The organism is Pseudomonas sp. P4_D7, from assembly GCF_056401755.1.
Genome location: NZ_JBFUIR010000029.1, coordinates 80422 through 105644, shown reverse-complemented (window position 1 = coordinate 105644; position 25223 = coordinate 80422). Strand labels below are relative to the sequence as shown.

25 protein-coding genes are annotated in these 25223 nt (G+C 56.9%); 16 read left to right on the top strand and 9 right to left on the bottom strand.

Features of this window, described 5'->3' with window-relative positions; all coding sequences use genetic code 11:
• The 5 genes from AC1DVF_RS18740 to AC1DVF_RS18720 all read left to right on the top strand — a co-directional run.
• A partial coding sequence (locus AC1DVF_RS18740; RefSeq protein WP_477782958.1) for an immunity 22 family protein occupies nt 1-248 on the top strand: 248 nt, incomplete at its 5' end.
• Between the two features lie 287 nt (nt 249-535).
• Nucleotides 536-847 carry a hypothetical protein gene (locus tag AC1DVF_RS18735; protein ID WP_064392905.1) on the top strand — a complete coding sequence of 104 codons (312 nt, stop codon included), beginning with the start codon at nt 536-538 and terminating at the stop codon, nt 845-847.
• 624 nt (nt 848-1471) lie between these two features.
• Nucleotides 1472-1861: an Imm50 family immunity protein gene (locus AC1DVF_RS18730; protein WP_477782957.1), complete on the top strand. Its 390-nt coding sequence runs from the start codon at nt 1472-1474 to the stop codon at nt 1859-1861.
• 231 nt (nt 1862-2092) lie between these two features.
• On the top strand, nt 2093-2512 hold the full coding sequence (locus AC1DVF_RS18725; RefSeq protein WP_477782956.1) for a hypothetical protein: 420 nt from the start codon (nt 2093-2095) through the stop codon (nt 2510-2512).
• Between the two features lie 209 nt (nt 2513-2721).
• A complete protein-coding gene (locus AC1DVF_RS18720) occupies nt 2722-3150 on the top strand; it encodes an SMI1/KNR4 family protein (RefSeq protein ID WP_477782955.1) in 429 nt (142 codons plus the stop codon).
• Between the two features lie 179 nt (nt 3151-3329).
• On the opposite strand, the gene AC1DVF_RS18715 is transcribed toward AC1DVF_RS18720, so the two are convergent.
• On the bottom strand, nt 3330-4304 hold the full coding sequence (locus AC1DVF_RS18715; RefSeq protein WP_477782954.1) for a tetratricopeptide repeat protein: 975 nt from the start codon (nt 4302-4304) through the stop codon (nt 3330-3332).
• A 52-nt stretch (nt 4305-4356) separates the two neighbouring features.
• A complete protein-coding gene (locus tag AC1DVF_RS18710) occupies nt 4357-5175 on the bottom strand; it encodes a VanW family protein (RefSeq protein ID WP_477782953.1) in 819 nt (272 codons plus the stop codon).
• A gap of 224 nt (nt 5176-5399) precedes the next feature.
• Here AC1DVF_RS18710 and AC1DVF_RS18705 point away from each other — a divergent pair, with 224 nt between their 5' ends.
• Nucleotides 5400-6209, top strand: a complete 810-nt coding sequence (locus AC1DVF_RS18705; protein WP_477782952.1) for a glycosyltransferase family 2 protein — start codon at nt 5400-5402, stop codon at nt 6207-6209.
• Between the two features lie 349 nt (nt 6210-6558).
• On the opposite strand, the gene AC1DVF_RS18700 is transcribed toward AC1DVF_RS18705, so the two are convergent.
• From AC1DVF_RS18700 to AC1DVF_RS18670, 7 genes are all read right to left on the bottom strand, one after another.
• The gene (locus tag AC1DVF_RS18700) at nt 6559-7143 is read right to left on the bottom strand and encodes a hypothetical protein (RefSeq protein WP_477782960.1); all 585 of its coding nucleotides are present in this window, start codon (nt 7141-7143) and stop codon (nt 6559-6561) included.
• 85 nt (nt 7144-7228) lie between these two features.
• A complete protein-coding gene (locus AC1DVF_RS18695) occupies nt 7229-7426 on the bottom strand; it encodes a hypothetical protein (protein ID WP_477782951.1) in 198 nt (65 codons plus the stop codon).
• A gap of 10 nt (nt 7427-7436) precedes the next feature.
• Complete coding sequence (locus AC1DVF_RS18690) at nt 7437-7679, bottom strand: hypothetical protein (RefSeq protein ID WP_186624615.1); 243 nt, start codon at nt 7677-7679, stop codon at nt 7437-7439.
• Between the two features lie 96 nt (nt 7680-7775).
• Nucleotides 7776-8843 carry a lipocalin-like domain-containing protein gene (locus AC1DVF_RS18685; RefSeq protein ID WP_477782950.1) on the bottom strand — a complete coding sequence of 356 codons (1068 nt, stop codon included), beginning with the start codon at nt 8841-8843 and terminating at the stop codon, nt 7776-7778.
• On the bottom strand, nt 8833-11304 hold the full coding sequence (locus AC1DVF_RS18680) for an ABC transporter permease (protein WP_477782949.1): 2472 nt from the start codon (nt 11302-11304) through the stop codon (nt 8833-8835). The genes AC1DVF_RS18685 and AC1DVF_RS18680 overlap by 11 nt, the downstream gene beginning before the upstream one ends.
• On the bottom strand, nt 11301-11954 hold the full coding sequence (locus tag AC1DVF_RS18675) for an ABC transporter ATP-binding protein (protein WP_320337147.1): 654 nt from the start codon (nt 11952-11954) through the stop codon (nt 11301-11303). The genes AC1DVF_RS18680 and AC1DVF_RS18675 overlap by 4 nt, the downstream gene beginning before the upstream one ends.
• A gap of 173 nt (nt 11955-12127) precedes the next feature.
• The gene (locus tag AC1DVF_RS18670; protein ID WP_477782948.1) at nt 12128-13825 is read right to left on the bottom strand and encodes a sulfatase-like hydrolase/transferase; all 1698 of its coding nucleotides are present in this window, start codon (nt 13823-13825) and stop codon (nt 12128-12130) included.
• A 389-nt stretch (nt 13826-14214) separates the two neighbouring features.
• Between AC1DVF_RS18670 and AC1DVF_RS18665 the strand changes: the two genes are divergently transcribed.
• From AC1DVF_RS18665 to AC1DVF_RS18620, 10 genes are read left to right on the top strand one after another with little or no spacing between them, the layout of a single operon-like run.
• The gene (locus AC1DVF_RS18665) at nt 14215-15567 is read left to right on the top strand and encodes a UDP-glucose dehydrogenase family protein (protein WP_460127916.1); all 1353 of its coding nucleotides are present in this window, start codon (nt 14215-14217) and stop codon (nt 15565-15567) included.
• A complete protein-coding gene (locus AC1DVF_RS18660; protein WP_093439143.1) occupies nt 15564-16601 on the top strand; it encodes an NAD-dependent epimerase in 1038 nt (345 codons plus the stop codon). The genes AC1DVF_RS18665 and AC1DVF_RS18660 overlap by 4 nt, the downstream gene beginning before the upstream one ends.
• An 18-nt stretch (nt 16602-16619) precedes the next feature.
• Nucleotides 16620-17366, top strand: a complete 747-nt coding sequence (locus AC1DVF_RS18655; protein ID WP_093439148.1) for a sugar transferase — start codon at nt 16620-16622, stop codon at nt 17364-17366.
• Nucleotides 17366-18013 (top strand): CpsD/CapB family tyrosine-protein kinase, encoded by a 648-nt coding sequence (locus tag AC1DVF_RS18650; RefSeq protein WP_093439152.1) that lies wholly within the window; start codon nt 17366-17368, stop codon nt 18011-18013. The genes AC1DVF_RS18655 and AC1DVF_RS18650 overlap by 1 nt, the downstream gene beginning before the upstream one ends.
• A 21-nt stretch (nt 18014-18034) precedes the next feature.
• Complete coding sequence (locus AC1DVF_RS18645) at nt 18035-19060, top strand: polysaccharide biosynthesis/export family protein (protein ID WP_093439157.1); 1026 nt, start codon at nt 18035-18037, stop codon at nt 19058-19060.
• 16 nt (nt 19061-19076) lie between these two features.
• Complete coding sequence (locus AC1DVF_RS18640; RefSeq protein WP_093439161.1) at nt 19077-20669, top strand: GumC family protein; 1593 nt, start codon at nt 19077-19079, stop codon at nt 20667-20669.
• A complete protein-coding gene (locus tag AC1DVF_RS18635) occupies nt 20666-21757 on the top strand; it encodes a glycosyltransferase family 4 protein (protein ID WP_093439165.1) in 1092 nt (363 codons plus the stop codon). The genes AC1DVF_RS18640 and AC1DVF_RS18635 overlap by 4 nt, the downstream gene beginning before the upstream one ends.
• Entirely contained in the window at nt 21754-23124 is a 1371-nt protein-coding gene (locus tag AC1DVF_RS18630; RefSeq protein ID WP_477782947.1) for an O-antigen ligase family protein, read from the top strand. The genes AC1DVF_RS18635 and AC1DVF_RS18630 overlap by 4 nt, the downstream gene beginning before the upstream one ends.
• Entirely contained in the window at nt 23121-24089 is a 969-nt protein-coding gene (locus tag AC1DVF_RS18625) for a glycosyltransferase (RefSeq protein ID WP_477782946.1), read from the top strand. Before AC1DVF_RS18630 ends, AC1DVF_RS18625 begins: the two co-directional genes overlap by 4 nt.
• Complete coding sequence (locus tag AC1DVF_RS18620) at nt 24082-25218, top strand: glycosyltransferase (RefSeq protein WP_477782945.1); 1137 nt, start codon at nt 24082-24084, stop codon at nt 25216-25218. The genes AC1DVF_RS18625 and AC1DVF_RS18620 overlap by 8 nt, the downstream gene beginning before the upstream one ends.
• Nucleotides 25219-25223 lie beyond the last annotated feature (5 nt).

Sequence of the window (25223 nt, the reverse complement as noted above, 5' to 3'; positions counted from 1 at the left end):
TTATTGACGACGACTTTATTGAAGCTGATATGGTAGAGCCAACTAAAAATTTGGAAAAAGCAATCGAGGATTTTTCTTATGACTCCGATATCATCGCTGAAATAAAAAAGAAAAACCTCTCTACCTCACCTGAAAAAATAAACACTGTTATTGCAATTTATAATTGTGCTTATAAAGGAAAAACCACAGCTTCCATATTACGAGGCATCGAATTTACATATCGAGGTCAGTTTAAATATCAAGATTAGGACACATGAGACGCAACCGATAAAGATTGAAATTTTTACTTTCCTAAGTGCCCATCGGATAACCTTTACCCTTCAACCTTAAATGCTCGTGACTAGCCTCGTCGATGTCAAAGACAAGCATCCGACGACACCCTTCCTATATGGGTAATTGCACCGTAACGAGGGACAAACCACGTTTTCTTTTTCTGAAGGTAATCTGGAAAATATGGCGATGGCGGAGCACAACAACTCCATCTAGATGGGCAAAAAGTAAACTTCGACAAACTCGACGTACTTCCGGAAAAAAAATGAGAACTTTTTATGTGATTGCTAGTAAGGATATGGAGCCAAACCTCCCGCATAGCTCAAACTGGCCAAAGCTTATAGGCTACTCCTTCGCAGATAACTATTTTTACTTATCCGAAGGCAAAGGCCACGGCTTTGCCGCGAACGACATGCCTGAATCGAAAGCTAAAAGACCAGAATGGCTTGAAATATTTACAGCTTTAGACGCGACTTGGTTCCTCAACATGATTGACAACACTAACTTCACCAGCGAAACGGATTTCCGTGAAAAATTAACAGCACACATTGGCAACGTAGATATAATATTATTTTGACCAACTCGAGTTCGGTATTACACCAGCAGGCAGAAGACAAAAAGAGAACAGATTTATTTTCTACTAACTGAAAATAAATCTGTCCTCTTTTCTGGTCCAAATACAAAATACCAAATGGAAATGAAGCAGGCGCTTATTCTAAAGAATGGGTTCCCGGAGGTGAAACGAAGAGCGGCACAAAAGAGGCCGCTCTTATTGGTTCTGAAAAAATCGACCACGGCGCCGACATGAACAAGCTTCTAAGCCAATTTGACGACTGGGAACAACTTCAATGACAACCAACTTTGAAATGGCTTTGAAAAAGAATAAACTCCCTGACTACTTCAGAGGTAATGACCAATATTTCACAAGAGACCCCGACAGGGGAACCCAGTTGCATATCATAAATTGGCAAGGACTATGCGGCTATTTAAAATCGCTAGAAAGCTCGATCGAAATATTGAGGAATGCATTTAGCGTATACGTAAACTCGGTTGAGTTTACAAAAAATGACGCTAGCGACCTGCTTGAAAACATTGGCTGCTATTATCACCTAAGAAATAAACATCCTTTCTTGTCAAAACGCAGTCGGCGCAGTCGGGGACAGACCACGATTTCTTTTCTAAGTTTTGAGTGACACTAACGATGTGGACATCTTCAATCTCAAATAAAAAACAGTGGACTTCTATTTTTGGTGAAGACCACTCTCCCGCCAGAGTGCACACTTCGTACGTCATACTTGATGGAAACTCTATTTGCTTGAAGTTATATAGCCAAGTGGAACATTCCGTCGCCCCTAAGAAATGGCGGGAACAAGATTACAATGAATACGAATTCCAACTTCACATAGTAAACGTAGAGAGCTTCAACGTGGAAAGCTTCAACTTAAGCGGCCCTACCAACATCATCATCACCCAAGATGGCTCAAATCAAAGAATCAAACTTGAATTTGGGAGTTCGTGCATAGCCACTTGCACTGCAAAAAGTATTACCATTGCCAACATTAAGGCATACCATAACGACGGCGCAGTATAGTAGCAACTAGACACAACCCGAGCGGACCACTTTTTATTTCTTAGAAGATGATAGCCCCCCTGAGGGACGTCTACCCTTTGACGCTATAACCATGGTTATCCCTTTTACTCAATCGAATTCGATGAAAAAAGTGGTGCACATATTAACGTTCGAACAGAAAAAAAGCCGGCGCCACACTACCTTCAGCGCAAGCGATAAAACCGTATTGAAACTACCCCGGACATTCAAAAAATGAGCTATTTTGACGAGGTGATTGAGAAGGACTTAGTGGACTTCGGCATTAACTATGAGAAACTGGACGATGCAACTCATGACAAACTTGTCACAAAAATCAATAAAAACCTTCCATTTACAGGCTCTAAAATTGCCTGGAACTCATTTCCAGATAGCACATCTTACTCAAAAAATAATGCAGACACAGCATTTATAGAAATATTAAAAAAAGTGAACAATCTTGAAATAAAGGAAATTATTTTTATCGGAGACGCGCTCACTGAAAGCGCATACAAAGTCCACACAATGGGTCTTGAAAAAACTCTCGCGATGTTTGCAGACGTCCCACAGCACACTTATTTTTTTTCAAACGAGTTTAAATTCATCGGTTGCATAAGCAGTGAAGGGGAAATAAATTTTAGCGAGATCCATTTTTAGAATCCAGCCTCAATTAACAAAACCAACTTTACCCTAAAGCCTTCTTATGTTAAAAATAGAGCTCGAAGGCGAGTTAATTTTGGAACAAAAGACTATAGGATATTTTGTGTTAGCAATCTCTTCCAGATAAAAGTGGGCCGATTTATTGTCCACACATGATCCAAATGGAATTGAAGACAAATCCGTCACCTTCGCTGTGGAGACCTGATATGAAATTTGACTGGAGTTCTTTTGGTATTGAACAGGGATCCTCAGTGAATACCAATACAATTTCTCAAGTAGAAAAACTACTTAGCGTAAGTTTTCCGAATTCATACTTGGAATTGGTCAGATATTCCGATATAGCCTCTCCAGAAATATCTTCATTTCCATATAGCAACGAAGGGACTTGCATAAGCGAATTCTTTTCTTTCTCGCCTGATGTGGCCCCGTATACCATTTCATGGTACTCAAGGGCAGGAAAACCTCCAGGGCTTCCCAAAAAAATGACCCCTATAGCAAGGGATGCAGATGGTTATCTGATTTGCCTAAATTTCAACACACCCTTGGTTGCTGTTGAAGTATTTGATCCAAACTCAAGTAAAACCCATTTCGTCGCTAAAAATTTTGATGATTTTGTTAATTTGTGGACTGAGTAAATCAATACGCAAAAATAGTCCGCCTAGGATCGTGTCACCTATCGGAGGTAGTTGATCCTCAACGAAGGATTTCACCAGTCCTCTGCCGATCATGATTACAAAGCGTGCTGGTGGGGAATGAAAAAAAGGGCGATCCCATGATCGCCCTCTTTCAAATCAAGATACCCTTCCTTTGCACATTAAAGCTTTTGCAGCTCTTCTTTAGCTCCCGGGGCACTGCGGTCAATTGCTTTGAGTATCCAGTATTTGGCCTTGGATTTGCTCTTGGGCAAGCCGCCGCGCCCTTGTGCGTACATTTTCCCAAGTGCCAGTTGCGCCGTGCCAAGATCTGCATCCGCTGACTTGCGGTAAAGCTTGGCCGCGTCACGCTCGTTCCGCGCCGTACCACGTCCCTGCTCCAGCATTTGCGCCATTTCGAACTGCGCGTATTTATCGCCTTGAGCTGCTGATTTACCGAACCAGCTAAACGCCTGGGCCTCGTCCTGGCTTATGCCACGCCCTGCAGCGAGCATCTTGGCGAAGTAAAACTGCCCTGATTTATCACCAGTCTCAGCGTATTTTCGATACCACTTCGCCGCAGCTACATCATCCTGCGCAACCCCATCGCCTTCTTCATAGATGCTTGCGAGCAGCATGTAGGCCAGGGCATACCCACCCTCTGCGGACTGATAGTAATACGCTAATGCCTTGTCCATATCCTTCAGATTCTTAATTGATTGACCACCTCTGTGGTAAAGCTGCGCCAAGCTGAACTGCGCTTTGGCGTTCCCCTGCTCCGCAGCTTTCAGATCCCAGTAAACACCTGCGTCTTCACCCTCAACGCTTCGATCCCAACGAAGTTCCTCAGCCAGTCCGACTTGCGCTTCAGCATTACCTTGCTCTGCAGCTTTGCGAAACCACACTTCCGGCATGCCTGGCGACCATTGCTCAACCACCCCGCAGAGGTTCTCCTGAATGGCTTTGCCAAACTGAGTCTGCGCGTCAAGATCGCCCGCAACTGCTTGCTCATGCAGACGTTCCGAGTTCGGTGCGCATTTGCCTGCCTTCATGCCGTCATACAAGTCGCGCGGCGCTTGTGCCCATGTGTTGCAAGCGATGACCATTGAAAACAACGCAGCACCCGCCGCACCGACGGTTCTGAAACGGTCACTCATTTTTTACTTCCTTGTGGCTTAAGAATTCCAACAAAAAATATGGCGAAAAATACTACTTCGTTTCTAACATCTGTTCTTCTACTTCGTACTTAACCACCACCCGATTCCGATACAACCTCACCCTCTCGACCAATTCCCCAACCTGCCCTTTCTCCCGCACCTCCCGCCAAATCTCATTCTCCCGATACACCCGCGCCCCCTCCCGCACAAACCGATGCGCCTCTTGAAACACGTGATAGCGATATTCCCTCACCCGATCACACAACAACTCTCCTTCGAGTTGTGTCTCGCCGACGTTCAACTTCAGTTGAAAGTGCCGATCCGTCGGGTTGTGCAGCACCAGATCAACGTAGTTGTAGAAAATCGCCGCCCCGGATCCAAACGGCAGCACCCGCCCTTCGTCCGGAAACGGGTCGAAGCTGTGGTTGGAGCGTTCGACTACCACCAGCGGTGAATGAATCGCCATCCAGTGAATCAGGTTGCTCAGTTGGCAAATGCCGCCGCCTACACCGCGTCGTGCCTCGCCGAATGACAGTTCCATGCCTTCAACGTAGCCGCGCTTCAAGGTCGGGCGGCCGACGAGGCGGCAGAAGGAGAAGTGTTCGCCGGGGGCGATGATGACGCTGTCGATGGCGGCGACGGCGAGTTTGAGGTTGATGACTTTGTTGTGTTGCAGGGCGAGGTCGGAGTTGCCGAGTTTGCGGATGAGTTTCGAGGTGTGTTTGAGGTAGCGATATGGCAGACACTCGGCTGCGGCGACGGGGCGTGCGTAGCGTTTGCTGGAACAGTGCCAGGCGATCTGGCGGAACAGTCTTTTTTGCCACACGCGCAGCCAGTACAAGGCCGGGTGGTAGAGGGAGAGTGGTTTCATCCGTGACACAACGGCGTGCGCCGTTTCTTCCTTGAACCGTGAGAGGGGCGCGTATTTTATCCGGTAATGACCGGCAGCACCCCATGCATTTCATAAGATCAGTCGTCTCTCTTCGGCATACATCTACCGTCACATCCGTAAATTAAGGTTCGACTAAGGTTGCCTCGCTACGATCGCAGCCACGAAACCCTGTCGCCCTTGAATCGCAGATGAGTCCTTCCGACATGAAAGCGTTTGATTTACCAACCCAGCCATCGTCGAACTTCAGCCTCGTCTTGGTAAATTACAAAACCCCGGACATCACCCGAATGTGCCTCGAGCTTTTGCGTGAGCACGTCCAGGAGCAGCGCATTCCGGTATGGGTGGTGGATAACGATTCGGCAGATGCCAGTCTGGATTACTTGCGCACGCTCGACTGGATCAACTTGATCGAACGGCCTTCGCCGGGCAAGGAAGCCGGGCATATTGCGCACGGTAAAGCACTGGATCTGGCACTGGAAAAAGTCGACACCGATTATCTTTTTCTGTTGCACACCGACACCTTTGTCTACGACAAAGAGGTGTTTGCCATGATGATGCGCGAGTGCACGAAAACCCCGGATATGGCTGCAGTCGGTTGTGTCGAACAACTCAATCGCGGGATTGTGCGTGACACCTGGCGTTTAACTTCGCGTTTCTGCAAGCACTATGTTCGTAAAGCAAAAGTGCGTCTTGGCCTGCGCTCGAAAATGCCAAGACCGTACAAAGAAACTCATCTGAAAAGTTTCTGCACATTGTGGAATGCGCGTTTGATGAAGTCCCAGGGCTTGCACTTCTGCATGGATGAGCAGGTGCCCGGTTATGCGCTGCAAGATCAAATGAGCAGCCTGGGCTATGGCATCAAGTTCCTGTCACCGCGCAAGATTTTCAGCTATCTGGATCACATTCAGTCAGGAACCGTCGCGGCGGCGGGCACCTACGGGGTAAATCACCGCAGGACAAAAATGTATCAGGCCACGCTGAAGCGCTTTCAAGGGGCAGCTAGACACAACTGAAGCGCACACCTCGGTCTAATTCACAGCAAACAAAAAGGGCGACTATAAAGTCGCCCTTTTTGTTTGCAGAAATTGTATACATTCACTCCGAAGAGGTGTTCGCCCAGTGTAATGGCCTGGCAATCCATGCACCGGTAAAGAGCCCTGACACTGGGCGAACGGGTAGGATTTTAATAGAAGTTGGCGCTTATGTCCTCATTCTTGAATATGAAATTTATGTACGGAAACGTTAATAGATATTTATCGGCGATTCCTTTCATGAAACTTTCAATGAGGTCAAACCACACTAATAGTATGACTACTCTCATACAAAAACTGTACAAGAGCAGTCATCCTGTAGAGTTAAAGCTCAACTTTCGTGTTGACTGGTCACTTTTAAGATATCGGTGTAAGTGACAATAACGCTCTGCCCTTCTTTCAGATCTTTCAGCTTGGCTTGAATTTCAGGCTGTTTCACGTCGAGGACTTTCGATTGACCTTGCGGGTTTTGCACGGTCACCTGATTTGTTTTCAAATCAATTTTGGTGATTTTCAACTGCACCTGCACCTGGCGATACGCCTCGCCACCGGGGTTATCGCTGCCCGGAGCCTTACGCAACTCACCAGTACGTTCGGTGGTACCAGGCAGACCTTTATCCACATCGGTGTCGAGGTAAGCGGCGACAGAACGCTGCACCTGGATGGTGACCTGATCGCCGGCCTTGAGATTGTCGAGGTTTTTCGCCTTGTCGCTGAGCTGAACGTGAACCGGCTTGCCTTCGGCACCTTCCAGCACAACTTGATGGTTGGCGGCATCGACGGAGATCACTTTGGTGGTGACCTTATCCGCCTCGATGGAAGCGGACAGCGGAATATCGGCAGCGAAGGCGCCGAAGCTGGTGGCGGACAGTACGGTTGCGAGGGTGATGGCCTTGGCCAGTGCGTCGAGCTTCATAATCAATACTTTCCCTGTGATGAATGGCAGCGCTCGCCGCCGAATCGACTTCGGCGACGAGCGTGCCACTGAGCATAGACGCTGTTCAGGGCTTGGTTTTGGTTTGTGACGGCGAGCTTTGTTGCTTGGCGGTGTCCTGCGCGGTGGATTCGCCACTGGGCGTGCCTTTGCCATTGTTTTCACGCTGTTTCGGGTCGGTGGGCCGCAGAGCGTCGTTGTCGCGTTCGGTTTCGCCCGGTGGACGGGGTTCGTCGGGGTGTTCGCCTTGGGTGATGGGTTTCATGGGGTTGTCCTCAGGCTTTGGGGTCGTCGAGTTCACGGGCGACGTTGATCGCCGGTGAGTCCTTGTGCAGATCGTCGGCCTTGGCGCGCAGAAGCTGCCATTGCTCCAGGTCGATGGCGCCTTGGCCGAGCAGGTCGTCGGCGATGCGTTGCAGATCGAAGTAATGCGCGTCGGGGGATTGCTGCCAGTAGGTCTGGTCGTCGAACAGGCGCTGCCAGGTGGTCATGTCTGGGGGTTGCAGGTCGTCGCTCATGGCTAATCCTCGGCAGATTTTTCTGTAGAGGACAACACACCAAGCCAAGTTCAAACCGATCCTTCGGCAGCTCCTACGAGGATTCGTGGGTACCGTTCAGTACCCGGTCATTTCCAGATATCCCCGGCCGGGATGGCTGCCGCTGATGTGCACCGGGCCTTCCCAATAGGGGATGCGCAGGTTCATCCAGGCATTGGGGTTGAGCGCGTCGAGGCTGATGTCGAGGTGTTTGTCGGGAATGCTGATCGACCATTTGACCGGCATCGCCCGGCCGGCGACCTTGGCCGTGGTTTGCGGGGTGAGCCGGATCTGCGAGCCACTCAGGGTTTGCGTCTGACCGTCGGCAGCAACCCAGGTACCGGTGAGATACGGCGCTCCATCCTTCTGGCGCATGCGATACAGCATCACGTGTTCGCCACTGTCCAGGTGCAGGGAAAACCAGTCCCAACCGGTTTGATTGGCAGTCAGCGGCTGGCTGCTCCATTCGCGATCGAGCCATGCCGGGCCGCTGACGGTGTAGCGCTGGCCGTCGATCTGCAACGTGCCGTTGGCCTGAAAAAACGGCTGGCTGTAGTAATACGACGCCTGACCTTCTTCGGATTTCTGGCTGAAGCCCTTGTCGCCCTGCAGCACCAGCGGACGGCTGGACGTGAGGTGCAGTTGATAGGCGAAATCCTTGTCGCGAGCGCTGAGTTGCAGGTCGCTCAGGGGATCCTGCGCCTGACTGGCGAACCGCCAATCATCGATCCACGCCTCGAACGGCGCCAGTTGCACACCCGCCTGCCCCACCCCGCCTCGCGCATAACGTTCGGCAGCGTGATGTACCGTGCTCGACGTCACCGCCGCATGCCCCAGCCAGATCGTTTGATTGCCCCACCCTGCCGTCTCCGCCACAGGTTTTAAAGCGCTGCGAAACAAGGTCCACTGCACGCCGAATTCATTGCCCTGCTGATCCTTGAGATTGGCGGTGACGTACCACCACTCAATGCGAAAACCGTCATGCGCACCGTGATCTGCGGGAAAACTGAACACCCGCCCCGGCACCACCGGCGTAAACGCCAACGCCTGATTGCCCATCCCGGCGAAGCCCTTCTGCTCCGGCGCCGATTGATCGCAACCGCCGAGCAGCAGCAAAACCAGGAGCACAAAGCGGTTAATCCTCATGGGCAAACGTCCTCAACAGGTCCGCCGGTTGCGTGCGGTACAACGAGTACAGCGGCCATGCCGACGCCAGCAATGTCGCCAGTAACGCCAGTCCCATCAGTTGCAGCAATTGCCATGGGAATATCCGCAACGGCAACCGCCAACCAAACGCCTGAACGTTGATCACCGCATCCAGGCACCACGCCAATGCGATCCCCAACGGCAACGCTAACACCAGCGTCAGCACCGCCAACAGCCAGGTCTGACCAAGATTGAGCAGCATCAATTGCCGCCGCGTTACGCCCAACGCCCACAGCGGTGCGAGTTGTCCGAGGCGACTCTGGCTTTGCGTCAGCAGGCTGATGAACAGCGCCACACCCGCCACCGCCAAGGTCAAACTGTTCAACGCCGCCGTCGCCGCAAAGGTCCGTTCGAAGACTTGCACCGACCAGCCCTTGAGCCGCGCCTGATCAACGATGCGACTGTCATCGAGTTGAAAACGCGTCTGCAATGCAGCTAAAAATCCCGGGATGTTCTGCGGTTCGATGCGCAGATTGAAACGGTTCGGCGTCAGTTGCGGCCAGCCGCGCAACAGGTGGTTGATGTTGACCAGCAAATGCCCCTTGGGATTGCCGTAGTCGGCGTAGATGCCAACGATGCGCGGCGACCATGGGCCATTGGGTGTCGGAATCGCCACGTGTTCACCCACGTGCAATTTCAGGCGTCGGGCGATTTGCTCACTGAGCATCACCGCATCATCGGTGGCCAGATGCGCCCACGGGTCGTCGCCAACGGCATCGAGCAGCGGCCAGTGCTGGCGATAATGCGCGTGATCGATGACGCCGAACACTTCGGCCGGCCAGCCCTGCAACGTCACCGCGACCTGCCAGTTGGGCAGAATCGCCGCGATGTTCGGCTGCTGCTTTAGCCAGCTGTACATTTCCCGCGACTGCGCCGGATTACTCGGATTGATATACAGCTCGGCGCTCAGACGTTGTTCCAGCCAGTCGTTGAAAGTCTGGCGAAAACCGGCGGTCATGCTGCCGGCGCCGATGTTGGCGGCGAGCGCCAAAAGCAACGCCATCAGCGCCAGGCTCAGTGCCGGCAATTGCTGACGACAATCGGCGAGAAACCACTGCCCCAGCACCGAGCGACTGCGCCCGAGCAACTGATTCAACAGCGCGCTGAGCAACACCGGCAAAGCCAACGCGGCGCCGATCAGCAACCCGGCCATCAGGACAAAACCGCTGGCCAGACTGTCACCCCAGATCAACGCCACCAAGGCCAGCAAACCGAGCACTGCCGCCAGCCAGCCTTGTCGGCGCAGCCAACGCGCATATTGCTGATGCCAGGCTTGCGGATCCGCCACGGCCAACAACGGCAAACGGGCGGCGCGCAGCAGACTGTTGGACCCGGCGAGCAACGCGCCGAGCAGGCTCAAGCCGATGCCGCTGAACCACCACCACGGACTGAGGCGCAACTGCCCCGCCACTTCCGCGCCATATAAACCGCGCAAGCTGGCGGCGACATCCGGCAGCAAGACACTGGCCAGCCAATAGCCGCTGATCACGCCGAACAATCCGCCGATCAGCGCCAGCGCACCCAGTTCGACGATCAGACACACGATCAACATCCGCGCGCTGACCCCGCAGGCGCGTAACGTACGCAGCAGACCGCGTCGTTGCTCAAGAGCCAGGCCAATCGCGGCGTGGACGATGAACAAGCCCACCACGAATGACAAAAACCCTAACGCATCGAGATTCAGGTGAAAGCTCTCGGTCAGTCGCGTCAGATTGTTTTCCTCGCCGCTGCTTTTGAGCTGCAACTGACCTTTGAACACGGCGGGCAACTCGCCGTGGAAATCCTTGGGCAGCAATAACCGTGACAATTGTCCGGGTTGTTCAAGCAGCGTTTGCGCGACGCCGATGTCCACCAGCAACAGGCCGGGCGCCATGTCCTTCTGCGCGAGCAACGGTGGCAAGCGCAGCCCATTAGCCGTTTGTGGTGTGTCGCCTTCACGCAGATCAAGCGCCTGCAAGGTTTCCGGAGAAATCCAGGTAGTGCCGGGGGGCATGAAGAACTCGACGACACGCTCAATCGGCAGCGCCTGCCCGGCCACTGCGGAATCGGCCGGCAATGACACCGGCTCGATGCCCATCAGTTGCAGGCGCTGATCTTCATGGCCCTTGAGCAACAACCGCCCTTGCAACAGCGGAGACACCGGCCAGCCCTGTCGACGCAGGTCCACGAACCATTGCTGTGCGAACGTCGCGCCGTTCGGCGTACTGAGACTGGCCTGGGGTTCGCCGCCAATCAACTGGCTGGCCCGTGCATAGCTGTCACGCGCCTGACTGTTCAGCGCCTCGACGCCAGTGAGCAGACTGGTCGCCAGCCACAAGCCGGTGAGCACGCTGAAGAACTGCACCGGATGACGCCGCCAATGGCTGAGCAGCGCGCGCAGGGTCTGACGGAAAACGATCACGTCAGCCGTCCGTTGGACAACTCCACTCGCTGCGCCAATCGCGCCGCAACCCGCTGACTGTGAGTGACCATCAACAATGTAGTGGGCGTGTCATCGAGCAATTCCAGCAACAGCCGCAGGACTTCGTCGCTGGTGGCTTCGTCGAGGCTACCGGTGGGCTCATCGGCCAGCAGCAATTTCGGCTGCGAGGCCAATGCCCGCCCCAAGGCGACCCGCTGCTGTTGGCCACCGGAAAGTTGCTCGGGATAACGCTTGAGCAAATCGCCCAGGCCCAGACGCTGCACCAGATGCGCCTGCCAACGCGGTTCATGGCGCCCGGCCAGACGCGCCTGAAAGGCCAGATTGTCCTCGACGCGCAAACTGCCGATCAGGTTGAACTGCTGGAACACCAGACCGATTTCCGTCCGCCGCCAGTTCGCCAGTTGCGCCTCGTTCATGTTTTCCAGCCGATGCTCGCCGCTGCGAATGCTGCCGCTGTCGACTTTGTCGAGACCGGCCACCAGGTGCAGCAAGGTGCTTTTGCCACTGCCGGATTCGCCCATCAGTGCCAGGCTGCTGCCGGATTCCAGCGTCAGGTCGACGCCTTGCAGCACCGGCAATGGGCCTTGCGGGGTGAGATAGCTTTTGAAGACGTTTTCAACACGAAGCATGCCGCCACCTGATCGGTCAGTGTGGGGCAAGGATAGCGGATGGCGATGACCGACTTGAACTCAGCGTTGAATTGACCGGCCCCTTCGCGAGCAAGCTCGCTCCCACAGGTTGATCGCATTTCAAATGTGGGAGCGAGCCTGCTCGCGAAAGCGTCAGCCCAGCCAACTCAAACTTACTGCCCCGCCGCCACACTCGTCGGCGCCTGCGACGGCGTGACAATGCTGCCCAGATCAATGTGCTTCCACTCAGGCTTGGCACCCAACCGTGCATTGAAGCGGTAGTTGAAGGTAAATTCATCCGCCGTCGCGACACTCAGTGGCTTGCCATAAACAGCCTCGATCCCCGCCAGGTCATAACCCATCAACTGCAACAGCGTCGGGAAGATGTTGTAGTGGCTGGAGCGATCCTTGTTCGCCGCCAGTTGTGCCGACCAGTCCAGTGTCTTCAGATCGCTGCCCTGAATCACCACCAGCGGCACCAGCCCTTCCTCCTCCACCGGATCGCCACCGCAATGGGTGTTCAGGCCCGGATTACCGCGCTCGTGCAAATCCTGGCCATGATCAGACGTATAGATCAGCAGCGCATTATTCAGATTGCCCTGGGCGAACACCCGCGCAAAGAATTCGCCGACATTCCACAACACGGTGTTCTTGTAGGCGTTGCGGTACAGCACCCAATCGTCTGGCTGGCCGTTGAAACCGTTGCGCTCGCCGGTATCGGCCACCTCGGTGAATTGCCCGCGCGGTAAGGTCGGGCGATAGGCCATGAACGCATCCGGGTATTTGTCGTGCACCGGAAAGTGCGCGCCGACCTTATTGATCACCACCAGCTCTGACTGGTCGTCGTTGAGCAATTCGATGAGCTTCGCTGCCGCCGCCATGTCGCGATCGCGCACGCTGGTCTGGTCGAATTGCACAAACTGGTCGATGTCCTTCTTCTCGGTATCAGTCATCAGGTTCTGCAGATTGCCAGCCGTGCGCTGGGCATCGATGTATACCGTGCGCAGCCCGGCCTTTTTCGCGTACTGCCAGATCGACGGCAGTGTGCTGTTGATGCGCATGTAGTCAGCGCGGGTGCCGCCGTAACGCAGGGTCACGTTGGTGTCGGCGCTGCAATTGGCGATGGACGCGGCGTAGCCATAATTGAAGATGTCGACACCGGGATGCGCCTGCTTGAGGTTGCTGTGCACGCCGAACGGCGCGTTGATGTCCAGATAATTGCCGGAGATGCTTTCATCGATGATCAGCACGATATCGTGACCGACGGCTGGCGAGGTGCGCGTCAGTGTCACTGGTTCGCGCGGGCCGACGGTGCTGTGCAGGGCTTCATAGGCAAACAGGTTCAGGTAGGCCAGCGGCGTGTACATGATCGGCAAACCCCGCGCGCCCTCGCCCGCACGCAAGAACAGCACCGCACTGAGCAGCAACACGCCGCACAGCGGCGCCGCCACACGTAACGCGTTGGGAATCGCCAGGCCGTGGCGAGGCTTCAGACCGATGCCGAACAGCAACAACAAACCGCTGAGGGCGCCGTGCAGGATCGCGTCTCGATACTGGTACGCCGCTTCCTGGATGAAGCCGCCGGAATACACCAGCGAGACGAAGCTGCTGTAGCTCAGGTAATCCGCCGTGACCCGGGTGTAGACATCGAAAAACACTGCGGAGGCGAACATCACCAATGCGAATGCATGCCGGATGAGACTCTGCCGTATATAGGCCGTTAGATATAACGCTAAAGTTAGCGCCAAAAACATCGCGCCAAAAAGAAGTACAGCAAAACCGAGGCCGATAGCATTTAACCGCTCTATGTAATATTCGACATAAAGCAGAAAATAAATAATTAAAAGCAATTCTTTCGCATATCTGAACATGGCGATACCGGTCTTGCAAAACGGCGGAGAGTCAAAAGCTTGTCAATCAGAATCTGACACTAGCACCCGGCCATCAAAGCGCAAGAATTGACTGCCTTTTGTAAAAAGCGTCAAAAAACCGATGACTCAAATCTGACACACATCAAACCCCAGAAGCCTTTAAATTAAAGGCTTACGACCGTTTATCGCTTATTTTGAATCTGAACAAATCTGCAAAAAACCAACAAACTCAATCGCAGCAATGACTTGATGGCCAATCGCCAAAAAATGCTCAAGTGTTATACAGATGCAACATGTCATTTTGCTGACACGCTTTGCAAACCCTGCGCTATACCCCATTTACAGTCTTCTTCCGAACTTCTTCTTTTCGCTCTATCGAGGGTGCGCAGATGGACGTGAGCGTATTTGGCACGGGCTATGTTGGATTAATACAAGCCGCCGCACTTGCAGATGTCGGTCATCGCGTTTTATGCGTGGATATTGACCCAAACAAGATTAAACAACTGCAACAAGCGGTGCCGCCAATCAGTGAGCCCGGTTTATCCAGCACGCTCGAAGAAAACATCAAGGCTGGCCGTCTGCTGTTCAGTACCCAGGCAAGCGACGCCGTCGAGCATGCCGAGCTGATTTTCATCGCCGTCGGCACCCCGGCCGATGAGGATGGCTCTGCCGACCTCAGCCACGTGCTCAACGTTGCCCGGCAAATTGCCTCGCACATGGAGGCCGATCGCACCTTGATCATCAAATCCACGGTGCCCGTGGGTACGGCGGATCAAGTGCTGGCCACCGCCAACAGCGAATTGCAGCGCCGCGACAAGGCAGGTCTGACCGTACGGGTGGTCTCCAACCCTGAGTTTCTCAAGGAAGGCAGCGCCCTCGCCGACTGCATGCGCCCGGACCGGATCATCGTCGGCACCCGCGACGACCAAGCCCGTGAGCAAATGAGCGAGTTATACGCGCCGTTCTGCCGCAACCACGAAAAACTGATGTTCATGGACAACCGCAGCGCCGAACTGACCAAGTACGCCGCCAACGCCATGCTCGCCACGCGCATCAGCTTCATGAACGAACTGGCCAACCTCACCGAACTGCTCGGTGCCGACATCGAAGCGGTGCGCAAAGGCATCGGTTCTGACCCGCGCATCGGTTACCACTTCATCTATCCGGGCTGCGGCTTCGGTGGCTCATGCTTTCCCAAAGACCTGCGCGCCCTGCTGCACACCGCTGAACACAACGGCATGCCGTTGAAACTGCTGCGCAGCGTCACCGACGTCAACGACCTGCAGCGGCACATACTCTTCAGCAAACTGAAAGCGCAATTCCCGCAAGGCCTTGCCGGCAAATCCATCGCGATCTGGGGCCTGGCATTCAAACCCAACACCGATGACATGCGCGAAGCGCCCAGCCGCTACTTGATGGATGCGCTGTGGGCCGAAGGCGCCAGCGTGCAAGCCTATGATCCGGAAGCGATGTCCGAATGCCGGCGCCTCTACGGCTACCGCAACGATCTGCACCTGTGCGCCACCCGCGACGACACCCTGGAAGACGCCGACGCACTGGTGATCTGCACCGAGTGGAAAAACTTCCGCGTGGTCGATTTCGAGTTGCTCGCCGAAAAGCTCCGTTCGAAGGTGATCATCGACGGCCGCAACCTGTACAACCCGGAACAAGTGGCTGCCGCCGGTTTGCATTACAGCGGCATCGGCCTGCGCCACATTGCCCCCGAAGGGCTACGGCCATGAAGGTGCTGGTCACCGGTGCGGCCGGTTTCATTGGTGCCCATTGCGTGTTGCGGTTGCTGCGCGACGGGCATTCAGTGGTCGGTCTGGACAATTTCAACGCCTACTACGACCCGCAACTCAAGCACGACCGCGTGCAGTGGGTGCGTGAGCAGGCCGGCGATTTCCAGCTCGTCACGGTTGACCTGGCCGATGCCTCGGCCATTGACGCGCTGTTTGTCCGCGAACGGCCGCAAGTGGTGATTCACCTCGCCGCGCAAGCCGGGGTGCGTTACTCGCTGGACAATCCCAAGGCGTATCTGGACAGCAACCTCAACGGTTTCCTGAATATTCTCGAGAGCTGCCGGCATCACCCGGTCGAACACCTGATCTACGCGTCATCGAGCTCGGTGTACGGCGCCAATCAGCACACGCCCTACTCTGTGAAAGACGGCGTCAATCACCCGCTGTCGCTGTACGCCGCGACCAAGAAAGCCAACGAGCTGATGGCGCACAGTTACAGCCATCTGTTTGGCATTCCCTGCACCGGCCTGCGCTTTTTCACCGTGTACGGGCCTTGGGGCCGGCCGGACATGTCGCCGATCCAGTTTGCCCGGGCGATCAGCGAAGGCGAGCCACTGAAGCTGTTCAACTATGGCGAGCACCAGCGCGATTTCACCTACATCGACGACATCATCGAAAGCATCGCCCGCCTCACCGAATGCCCTCCGCACGCCGACCCGCACTGGGATCGCGAGCTGCCCGACCCGGCCAGCAGCATGGCGCCGTGGCGGCTGTTCAACATCGGCGGGCAGCACCCGGTCGAGCTGAAAACCTATTTGGCGCTGCTGGAAAAACATCTCGGCCAGAAAGCCATTGTCGAGCTGCTGCCGCTGCAACCGGGCGACGTGCTCAACACTTGCGCCGAGGCCAGCGACCTGGCCCAAGCCACCGGGTTTCAGCCCCGGATCGAGCTGGATGAGGGGCTTGGGCGATTCATCGCCTGGTTCCGCGACTACTACCCCACTGCCTATCGCCCACGCGCCGCTCGCGGCTGAATTAATGCGGAGGACTCCATGACTGGACATGAGAAAGGTGTGCCGATCCAGGAAATGCGCCGTGACAAGCGCGTTGACCCCGAGCACCGAATGCGTCTCGACGCGGCAATCCATCGCCAGGGTCGCGGCTGGTTCACTGGCCGCGACGGCGGTCGCCCATGGCAACTATCACGCACCAATCGCGTGGTCGCCTGCCTCGGTGCGCTAATGATTCTGGTGCTGATCTCGCCACTGCTGCTGGGTCTGGCACTGGTCATCAAGTTCAGCAGCCCAGGTCCGGTGATGTTCGTGCAAAAGCGTACCGGTTACCGCGGCCGCAAGTTCGGCATGTACAAATTCCGCACCATGGTCGCCAACGCCGAAGAATTGAAAGAATCGCTGCGCCACCTCAACAAGCACGGTGCCGACGCCATCGATTTCAAAATCGACCACGATCCGCGCATCACCCGCATCGGCGGTTTTCTGCGGCGCACCAGCCTCGATGAACTGCCGAACCTGATCAACGTGGTGACCGGTGACATGCGCTTGGTCGGCCCTCGCCCGACCTCGTTCAACGCTTACCGCTACAAGGACAATCACCTCGCCCGTCTGGCGATCTACCCCGGCATGACCGGCCTGTGGCAGATCTCCGGACGCAGCAATATCGACTTCGACCAGCGCGTTGAGTTGGACCTCAGCTACATCGCCGAGCAGAGCCTTTTGCTTGATCTGAAGATTCTGTTGAAAACCCCCTTCAAAGTATTCAGCGGCCACGGAGCAAGCTAATGGACGGTTCAACCAACAAAAGCCTGAGCATTGCCAACCCCAGCGAATCGAACCTGACCTCGACCGTGCTGGATCTCGACCTGCGGATCCTGTTCCTGACCGCCGCAAATCCCGGCGCCGGCACCACCACCAGTGCCTTGGCGCTGGCCAGCCAACTGGCGCAAATGAGCAGCGGCCAGGTGCTGCTGGTCGATGCCAGCCAGTCGGCGAGCAACCTCACGCAGCAGCTGAACCTGAGCAAGGAGCGCGGCCTGCGCGACTTGCTGTTCAACCCGGACAACCCGCCGCTGTTGCAGGACTGCGTGGTGCAGGTGTCGAGCCTGCCCTTCCACGTGCTGCCCAATGGCCGGCCGATCCGCACCATGGAACACCTGACCGCCGAGCGCCTCAGCCCGTTGCTCGATCAATTGGGCAGCCAGTACCGCTTCGTGGTGATCGACGGCGACGCGGTGTATTCCGCTGCCGACACCCTGGTCATCAGCACTCAGGTCGACGGCGTGGTGTTTGTCGTACGCGCCGAAGACACCCGCTGGGAAGCCGCCCAGGCCGCCGTGCAACGCCTGACTCAGGCCGGAGCCAAAGTGGTCGGTAGCGTGTTCAACCGGCGCAAGTACTACATGCCCAAATGGCTTTACAAAAACCTCTAAGCGAACGCGAAGGATGACGCCATGAACGCCAAGATTCTTGTGCTGCTGATGCTGCCGCTTGCAGGCTGCTCGAGCACCTCCGAAACCCAGAACATGCCGGTGAATATCCTCACCGCCACCCCGGCCAACGCCCAGGCGACCGATATGCCGAAGATCGAGCAGACCCTGCGCCCGCAGGACGTGCTCGACGTGATCTTCCATATCAGCACCAGCGGCTCGGACGCCTACCGTGTGCAGTCGGGTGATCAGATCGGCCTGAACTTCACCGCTGCCAGCCAGCTCAACGGCAATCAACTGGTGCTGCCCGACGGCACCATCGAACTACCGGGCGCCAACACCTCGGTGAAAATTGCCGGGCTGACCAGCGATCAGGCCCGCGAAGAAATCCAGCGTGCCTATCAGCGCAAGCAACTGTTCCAGCCCAACCGCAATCAGCTGACCGTGCAAATCATCAGCCCGCTGACCAATGAGCAGAACCTGAAAAGCGCGCTGAACCACCCGGCCACCGGTATGAGCCGCGAGATCACCGTCGGCACTGACGGCTACGCGAGTTTCCCGGAAATCGGCGCCGTGCCGCTGCAAGGCATGACCGTCAATCAACTGGAAACCTTCCTCAACCAGAAATACGCGCAACTGCCGGGCCGGATGACCGTGGACGTGCTGTTGAAATCCACCGCCGGCAACGAAATCTATGTGCTGGGCGAAGTCGGTCAACCAGGTTCCTACCCGATCCGCCGGCCGGTGTCGGTGCTTGAAGCACTGACCTTGGCCCGAGGCACCAACGTCAAGGCGCGCCTGGATTCGGTGGTGATCATGCGGCGCAATGGCAATCAGGTGCAGGCGGTGCATTACGACGTCGAAAAAGCCTTGTCCGGCGATGCCTCGCAGATCGCTTACCTGCAACCGGACGACATGCTGTTCGTGCCAAAAACCAAACTGGCCAGCGCCGGCGAACTCGCCCGCCAACTGGCCGATGTGGTGCTGTTCCAGGGCGTCGGGTTCAGCTTCGGCTACCGCGTCGACAACAAAGGCAGCAACAACAACTGACTCTCAGGTGACCGACATGAATCCAAAGGAAAACTACCTGCATGAGTTCTTCAGGATCTTCTTTGCCAACAAGCAACTGGTGAAACGGGTCTTCCTGATCTTTGCAGTCATCGCCCTGCTCCTGCCGCTGGTGCTCAAACAGAGCTTCGATATCACCGCGCAGGTGATCGTGCAGTCGAAAAAACTCTCCCAGGGTGACGCCACCACGTCACTCACGGTGGACAACGCCACGTTCATTCCGCCGTCGCTGGCGGACATGGAAACCGAGAGCAACATCCTCCGCTCGCCGGCGCTGATCCGTCAGACCATCAGCGAACTGCGCGACAAGGGCGAATACACGCCTTCGCCGGGCATTTTCAGCAGACTGGTGGCCGAGCCGTTCAAGCGCTACGTCACTTCACCGCTGCGCCAATACGTGATCAATCCGCTGCGCAATGTGCTCGGGCTGGACACCGATCCGGTTCGTGACACCGCGCTCGACGCCTTCACCCAGCAAGCCATCGATAGCCTGAAAATCGAGACCCTGCCCGGCTCCAACGTGATCTCGATCATCTACAGCTTCCCCGATCCGCATCAGGGCACGACGTTTGTTTCAGCCTTGCTGCAGAACTATCTGTTCAGCCGTCAGGCCTTGCAGTCGATCGACTTGCCGCAGTCCTTCTATGAGTCGAAAAAGCATCTCTACCAAGTGCGCCTCGACGGCCTGGAAGGCAATCGCCAAGCCTTGCTGGAAAGTGTCGGCTCATCGGATCCGAAGGAAGAAATCACCTTCCGCCTCAACGCGATCAACACTGAAGAGCAAGCCCTGAACCTGTATCAGGATCGCCTGTTGCAGAGCCAGCGCTGGCTCGAATATCTGAAAACCGCGTTGGCTGCGGCCAGCAACAACAAGCTCAACGACTACACCTTCCCCTACACCTTCACCACCACCGTCGACAACGTGGCGTTCGAAGATCGGGAAATCAAACAGATGGGCGAGCAATTGACCACCCAGGTCAGCCGCTACATGAATGATCTGGCGGTGTTCCAGCCCGGCAGTGAACCGATGCTGCTGACCCGCGAGCAGATTGCTCGCACCCGTGGCCAGTTCCTCAAAGTGGTGAGCAACCGCATCCAGGAGCGCACCAACGATCTGGCGGTGGTCAAGCAAGTGATCGATCAGAAAACCGCGCGCATCGCCGAGTTCAAGAACCGCATCCACGAGTTGCAGCAGACGCAAAGCAAGCTGCGGCAGATGGACACCGAAATCGATGCGCTGCACGCCGCCTTCTCGACTTACGCCCAGCGTTTCGCCGAAAGCAGCACCACCGGCGCGCTCAACGACGATCTGTCCAACGCCCGGGTGCTCAGCCCGCCGTTCGAACCGACCGAAGCAGCGTTCCCGAAACCGGGCCTGATCATTCCATTCGGTTTGTTCACCGGGTTGTTGCTGGCGATTGCCCTGGTCTACGTGCGTGAGTTCTTCGATCACCGCTTCAAACACCCGGCGCAAATCAGCCACGAACTGGGTCTGCCGGTGCTGTTGGTGATCAACGACCAGAACGCGCTGCCGAGCAATCCGCACAAGAACTGGACGGTGCCAAGCTTCCTGCACTGGGTGCGCAATTGAGCACCGCATCCTCCCCGACTGCCGCGCTGCCGATCATTCATTTGCTCAGCAGCGGCGGCTTCTATGGCGCCGAGCGCATGTTGCTGGATCATTGTCTGGCGACGCCGGGTCAGCATCAGGTGCTGTTCCTCGACGCGCCGCCAGAACTGATCGCGCGCTTTCGCACGGCCGGGGTCGACTGTCGCGGCTGTGCCGGGCTGGGAGAATTGCTGCAGTATCTGCGTCAGCGCCGCAGTGAAAAACCGCTGATCAATACGCACAACTTCAAAGGGCTGTTGTTCGGTTGGGTCGGCGCAAGCCTGTTGCGCCTGCCGCTGGTGATCACCCAGCACGGCTTCACACCGCGCAGTCGCAAGCAGAAGTTCTACACCTGGCTAAGTCTGCAACTGTGCCGCACCGCGTCGGTGGATCGGGTGGTCTGCGTGGCGGAAAGCATCGCCGCGCTGCACCGTCAGGCCAGCGTCCGCGCGGAGAAATTGCAGGTGATCCCCAATGGTTTGCCAGCCGCTGCGGCGCTGGTGCCTGACGCGGATCGGCAGCGCTGGCTGGTCGGTTACGTCGGTCGTTTGAGCAGCGAGAAAGGCCCGGATCTGTTTCTTGATGCGCTGATTCCGCTGTGTCACCAGCATCCACAACTGGATGCGGTGATGCTCGGTGACGGCCCGGAACGCGAAGTGTTGCAGACGCGGATCGACAATGCCGGTTTGCAGCAACGTATTCGTTTGCCCGGTTATCAGATCGCCATGCAACCGTGGTGGCGGCAACTCGATGCGCTGGTGATCAGCTCGCGCACCGAAGGCACACCAATGATTTTGCTTGAAGCCATGCAGGCCGGGGTGCCGGTGGTGGCGTTCGGCGTCGGCGGCATTCCCGATGTGCTCGAGCACCGGCACAACGGCTTACTCGCCACACCGGCCGACTGCGCCGCCCTCGCCCGTCAGCTCGACACGTTGCTGAGCGAGCCGAAACTGGCCCGGCAACTGCGCGACAACGCAAAACGCACACAACAGGATCGCTACGACCTCAAGGCGCTCGCTGAGCGCTGGTCGCAGCTGTACATCCGCACGGCACGGGAGGCACGCGCATGATTTTCCCGCTCTCGATCGTCAGTCTGCTCGGTCTGGTCTGCATCGGTTTGCTGGCCAGCCCTTATCCGTTTCTGGCGCCGGGGGCGGTGCTGGGCCTGGTGGGTTTTGCGGTGTTGTACCGCAAGCCGACCTGGGGCCTGCTCGGCATTGCTGCACTGGTGCCGTTCGAGGGCTTTTTCAAGGACACGTCGTTCTCCGGCAGCAAGCTGATCGGTGCTTCGCTGGCGGTAATCCTGATGCTGCAACTGGCGTTGCACCAGATTCCCTCGGAGCGCCTGCGCAGCAATATCTGGCGCTTCCTGATCTGGTTTCTGGTGCTGTACTTTCTGAGTTTGCTCAACACCGATGACCTGGGCATGTCGCTCGGCCACCTGCGCGAGCTCAGCGTCGGTCTGATTCTGTTTGTCATCACCCTGTTGATCGGCCGCGAGCTGAACCTCGATCTGTTCGCCCGCCTCGTCACCCTCGCCGTCAGCACCACCTGTGCGATGGCGATGTTCTCGGCCAAATTCCAGGATCAGGGTCGCGCCGCCGGACTGCTCGAAGACCCCAACGCGTTCGCCCTGCTGATCGCCTTTGCGATTCCGCTGGGGCTGCTACTGGTGATCCGCAGCCCGAACCTGCTGCACCGGTTGTTCTGGGGCGGTTGCTGCCTGATGCTGTTGGGCGGCATGACCAAAACCGAATCGCGCTCGGGTCTGGTGGTCTTGGCCTTGAGCCTGCTGATCGGCTGCTGGCATTACCGCACCCAACTGACACGGATTCGCCCTCGGCATCTGGGCTTCGCCATGCTTGGCGCAGCGATCGTGATTCCGCTGGCGATCTACGCAATGCCGGCCGGTTATATGGCGCGCATCCAGTCCCTGAGTATTCTCAGCGCCGGTTCCAAGGCTCAGGACGAATCCCTCGGCCGCCGCGCCTCGTACATCGTGGTTGGCAGCCAGATGATCCGCGAGAACCCACTGCTCGGCTCCGGCCCCGGCACCTTTCCGCTGCACTACGCAACCACGGGTTACGCCAAGGCGTTTTCGGCCAACCGCAAAATCGGCGACCTCTATCGACGCGCGCACAACACCTACCTGGAAATCTTCAGCGAACTGGGGATTCCCGCCGGGCTGTTGTTCGTCGGCATGCTCGGTCTCGGCCTGTACAACCTGATCCGCGCACGCGCCGCGTGGATGTTGCGCCGCGAATGGTATCAGGCCGACATGATGACCCACCTCGGCGTGAGCTTCCTGTCGCTGACCTTGTTCCTGATGTTCCTCAGCGCACCGAACCAGAAATACGTGTGGATCATGCTCGCCATGACCAGCGTCCTGCGCCTGAAAGCCGAGCAGGCGCCCCTGAGCACGGAGGCAAAGGCATGAGCCGCATCAGCATCGTCATCCCGATGTTCAACGAGGCGCGGCACATTGGCCGCACCTTGCTTGCCGCGCAAAAAGCTGCCCATGCGGCCAATGTCGAGTGCGAGTTGATCGTGGTCGACAACGGCTCGACCGATCAGGGACCACACATCGCCCGCCAGTTCGGCGCGCAGGTGCTGGTGCAGCCGGGTTTGTTGATCGGCGCCCTGCGCAATCGCGGCACGGCCATCGCCACGGGTGAATGGCTGGCCTTCATCGACGCTGACATTGAAATGCCGGAGAGTTGGCTCAAGCCGTTGTTCGACATTGAGGCCAGCGGCCAGGCCGATGTCTTCGGCCTTGATCTGCACACCCCCGCCGAAGCGCCGTGGTACGCCACAGCCTGGCAACGCCGCACCGCGCGCGCGTCGTCGCAGGCGTCCCATGTCGTTGACTGGCTGCCCAGCTCAAACCTGCTGATGCGCCGGGGCTGGTTCGACAAGGTCGGCGGTTTCAACGAAAGCCTGCGCACCGGCGAAGACAAGGAATTCACCCTGCGCCTGCACGAACAGGGTGCGCGGCTGCTGTCGATCAATGACAACGTCGCCCTGCATTGGGGTTACGAAATGAACTGGCGCGAATGGATGGGCAAGGAGTTGTGGCGTCAGGGCAGTCACCTGCAACTGCTGCGCACCCATGGCTTCAGCCTGCGCCTGTTGCGCTTTCCGGTGCTGTCGCTGCTGGTGTGGTTGCTGGACTTTCTGGCGATTTCGGCGCTGTTCGACGGCTTTCCGCATCACGCGATCGTCATGGTCACGCTGACACTGATACCGGGACTGGTGCTCAGCCTGCGGCAAAGCTTCAAACACCGGAATATCGGCCTGACCCTGCAGCTGTGGGGCCTGCACTGGGTGCGTCTGCACCTGGCCGGTGCCGCGTTCATTTTGAGTCTGTGTCATTGGAACGCCAGGAGGCCTGCCCGTGGCTGAGTTCATTTTCTGGATGTGCCTGGTGCTGCCGGTCTACGCCTATGTGGGCTACCCGCTGCTGCTGACGATTCTGGCGCCGCTGTTCCCGGCCTGGCGTCACACGCCGGCGCCGCCATTGAGCGTCAGCATCGTGATTGCCGCGCACAACGAGGCGCGGCACATCGAACACAAGTTGCGCACCTTGCTGGCGCAGGATTACCAGCCGGCCTCGCTGCAGATCATTCTCGCCAGTGACGGTTCGACCGATGACACCGTGGCCTGCGCACACAAGATCGTTGATCCGCGCATCACCGTCCTCGATCTACCGCGCCAAGGCAAAGCGGCGACGTTGAATGCCGGCGTGGCCCTCAGCACCGGCGACATTCTGGTGTTCACTGACGCCGACAATCAATGGTCGCGCGAAACCCTTGGGTATTTGCTCGCGCCACTGAGTGATCCGAATGTCGGCGGTTGTGCCGGGCACATGGTGATTCCGGTCACCGGCGGCGGTTTGAGCGTGGGTGACAGCCTCTATCGGCATTACGAAGGCTGGCTGCGCCGGGTCGAGAATCGCACCGGGTGCATGGTCTCTGCCGACGGCGCCCTGCTCGCCCTGCGCCGCGAGTTGTTCCAGAACGTGCCGGCCGAGGTCAACGACGATTTCTTTATCAGCACCTGCGCGCCGGTCGCGCATAAACGCATCGTCTATGTGCCGGAAGCGCAAGTGATCGATCACGGTGTCGATGAGGCCGACAAGCAATTCCGCCGCCGTCAGCGCGTCACCGTCGGCGGCCTGCAAAGCCTGGCCCAACGCCGCGAACTGCTCAATCCGCTGAAATATGGCCTGTATTCGATCGCGCTGATCAGCCACAAACTGATCCGCCGTCTCGCACCGATCCTGTTGCTGCCGCTGCTGCTGAGCAACTTCTGGCTGTGGGAAGACCACGGTTTCTATCGCTTGGCCCTGATCGCGCAACTGTTCGGCTATGCCGTGGCGATTGCCGGTTTGCTGGATTCGCAACACCGCTTGCCGAAACCCTTCCGCCTCGCCGCGTTTCTGCTGGTCACCCTCGCCGGGATGAGTCTTGGCCTGTGGCAGTTCCTGCGCGGTCAGCGGTATGCCCAGTGGAATCCGGAACAGAACCGTTAAGAGGA